General features: G+C 64.5%; 1 protein-coding gene and 1 pseudogene. Both read left to right on the top strand.

The window, feature by feature from the left end:
• A pseudogene (locus tag IM632_RS11230) lies at positions 1 to 285 on the top strand (glutathione S-transferase); the annotation flags it as partial.
• 66 nt (positions 286 to 351) lie between these two features.
• Positions 352 to 3,165, top strand: coding sequence for a DNA methyltransferase (locus tag IM632_RS11235; RefSeq protein WP_296552338.1), 2,814 nt, complete (start codon positions 352 to 354; stop codon positions 3,163 to 3,165).
• Positions 3,166 to 3,449: the final 284 nt, after the last annotated feature.

The raw sequence follows: 3,449 nt of genomic DNA on the forward strand, positions 1-3,449 counted from the left end.
CGCCGCCTGGGCGACGCCGGCGCCCCTCTGCAGCCGCGCATCGAGAGCGAGATCGCCAACCACCTGGGCTTTGTCGACGGTGCGCTGGCGGGCCGCGACTACCTCCTGGGCGAGTTCAGCCTGGCCGACATCCAGATGAGCTTTGTCGGCGAGGCCGGCGGCATGCTGGGCCGCCTTGGAGGCCACGACCGCCTCGCCGCCTGGGTCCGCCGCTGCCAGGACCGCCCGGCCTACCGCATCGCCCTGGAAAAGGGCGGGCCCTACAACATGGGCCCTAAGGACTGAGGCGGCGGGCTTCCCAGCCCCGGCGCCCTGTCGCAGACTCGCGCCGGTGAATCGGGAGACTCCCCCTTGCAGTTAAGCTGGAACGAAATCCGGGCGCGGGCCGCTGAATTCTCCCGGGAATGGGCGGAAGCGAAGTACGAGCGGGGCGAAACGCAGAGCTTCTACAACGACTTCTTCGAGGTCTTCGGCATCCGTCGCCGGCGCGTCGCGACCTTCGAGGCCCCGGTCAAGAAGCTGGGCGAGAAGCAGGGCTTCATCGACCTCTTCTGGAAGGGCGTCCTGCTGGTCGAGCAGAAGAGCGCCGGCCGCGACCTGACCCGCGCCCGCGACCAGGCCCTGGCGTACTTCCCGGGCCTGAAGGAACATGAACTTCCCCGCTATGTCCTGACCTGCGACTTCCAGCTCTTCGAACTGGTCGATCTCGAGACGGGCGAGGAGGTCCGCTTCGCCCTCGCCGACCTGCCCCAGCACGTCGAGCGGTTCGGCTTCATCATGGGCGTGGAGAAGCGGGTCTTCCGCGACCAGGACCCGGTCAACATCATCGCCGCCGAACTGATGGGCAAGCTGCACGACGCCCTTAAGGCCAGCGGCTACGACGGCCACCCGCTGGAGCGCCTGCTCGTCCGCCTGCTCTTCTGCCTGTTCGCCGACGACACCGGCATCTTCCCCGAACGGGGGATGCTGGAGGACTTCATCCAGAACCGCACCCAGCCCGACGGGTCAGACCTCGGCCCCCGCCTGGCTGAGCTGTTCCAGGTGCTCGACACGCCGGAAGACCGGCGACAGTCCAACCTGGACGAGGACCTCAACCGCTTCCCCTACGTGAACGGCGACCTTTTCAGCGAGGCCCTGCGGATCCCCGCCTTCGATTCGAAGATGCGCGACCGGCTGCTGGAAGTCTGCGGTTTCCACTGGGAAAAGATCAGCCCGGCCATCTTCGGCGCCCTCTTCCAGTCGGTGATGAACGCCCGGGAGCGACGCGCCAAGGGCGCCCACTACACCACCGAAAAGAACATTCTGAAGGTGATCGAGCCCCTCTTCCTCGATGACCTGCGCGCCGAATTCGCAAGGCTTCGCGACCTGAGACGAGGCCGGGAAGCGGCCCTGCGGGCCTTCCAGGACAAGCTGGCGGGCCTGAACCTGTTCGACCCGGCCTGCGGCTGCGGCAACTTCCTGATCATCGCCTACCGTGAGCTTCGCGCCCTGGAGATCGAGGTTCTGAAGGCGCTCTATCCTGATGGCCAGCTCAACCTTGAAGCGACCGACCTTTCCAAGGTCGACGTCAACCAGTTCCACGGCATCGAGATCGACGAGTTTCCCGCCCGCATCGCGGAGACCGCGATGTGGATGATGGACCACATCATGAACAACCGGCTGAGCCTGGAGTTCGGCAAGGTCTTTGCCCGCATTCCGCTGAAGGCGGCGCCGAATATCCGCCACGCCGACGCGCTGGAGACGGACTGGGCCGACGTGCTGGCGCCGGAAAGGTGCAGCTATGTTCTGGGGAACCCGCCGTTTGTGGGGGCGAAGATCCAGAGCGAAGCGCAACGCGCCCAGGTGCGCCGGATCGCGGCGCTGGGAAAGTCCGGCGGCACACTCGACTTCGTGGCGGCCTGGTTCATCAAGGCGGGGGAGTTCCTGCGCTCTTCCCACGCCCGGGTTGGCTTCGTGTCGACAAACTCCATCACCCAGGGCGAGCAGGTGGCCCAGCTGTGGCCGGTTCTTTTTGATCGCTATGGCCTTGAGATCGACTTCGCCCACCGTACCTTTGCCTGGGGGTCGGATGCCCGTGGCAAGGCGCACGTCCATGTGGTGGTCATCGGCCTGAGCCGCCGGCAGGACGAGCGGCCTTCAAAGCGATTGTTCAGCTACGACGACCTGAACGGCGACCCCGTCGAGAGCCGTCATTCCGCGCTCTCGCCCTATCTTTTCGATGCATCGGGCCTCGGCGACCGCCACTTGGTCGTGAAGGAGGAGTCCAGGCCCCTTGGCGATGCGCCCAAGGTCGTGATCGGCTCCAAGCCCATCGATGGCGGACACTACATCTTTGAGCGGGCTGAACGGGAAGCCTTCCTGGCCTCTGAACCGGGTGCAGCGCCCTTCATGCGTCCCTTTGTGGGCGCCGAGGAGTACATCAACGGCGGTGACCGAAGCATTCTGTTTCTCCGGGATGCGGGGCCTGAGCTGATACGATCCCTGCCGGCTGTGGCCGCTCGGGTCGCGGCAGTAAGAAAGTTGAGGCTGGATAGCCCCAGCGCTGGCACAAGGGCGCTAGCAGATTTTCCGACGCGGTTTCACGTCACTGTTGTTCCAGACCATCCCTATCTATGTATACCTTCTGTAAGTTCTGAGCGTCGGAGTTACGTACCCATCGGATGGATAATTCCGCCGACAATACCAAGTAACCTTGTATTCGTACTTCAAGATGCAAAAGTCTGGCGATTCTCCTTGGTTACCAGCGCCATGCATATGTCTTGGCTTCGCAATATCGGGGGAAGGCTAAAGAGCGACTATCGATATTCGGTAGGCCTTGTTTACAATCCTTTTCCATGGCCCCAGATCTCGAACTCGGATCGCACCAACCTTGACGCGCTGGGCCAGGCAGTCCTGGACGCACGGCTGGCGCATCCAGGTGTCAAACTCGCTACGCTCTACGACCCCGACGTCATGCCCGCCGACCTGCGCAAGGCCCACCGCGCCCTCGATCTCGCCGTGGACCGGCTCTACCGCAAGGAACCCTTCGCCGACGACCGTGAGCGCGTCGAACACCTGTTCCGCCTCTACGAACAGATGACCGCTGGACTGCTGGCCAGGGCGGACAAGCCGAAACGGGGACGGACGCGCAAGGCGGGGGCGGGCGGGACAGCCGCAGGGTCCTGAAAAGAGATAGCCCCCTTGCGGGGGCCATCCTGTGCGAGAACACCTCTTGATCCCCGCGCGCCGCGGAACCCTTTCGGGCAGGCCGTTCTTTTCCACTCGCTTAGAACGCGGGTTGATGAACGCACATCGGCGTCCTTCGGGCAATGGCGTCGGCTCTCTATCGCCGCCGCCTTCCCCGCCCCCTTCTCACCGCCCCCAGGGGTCGTCGTCATCCACCCCGTCGAGGAAGTCGAAGACGGCGGCCTTGGTCAGGCCGTGGGGGATGGCGGAGAAGTGGTCGCATC

The organism is Phenylobacterium sp. (genome assembly GCF_020402505.1).
In the GTDB taxonomy this organism is placed as follows: Bacteria; Pseudomonadota; Alphaproteobacteria; order Caulobacterales; family Caulobacteraceae; genus Phenylobacterium.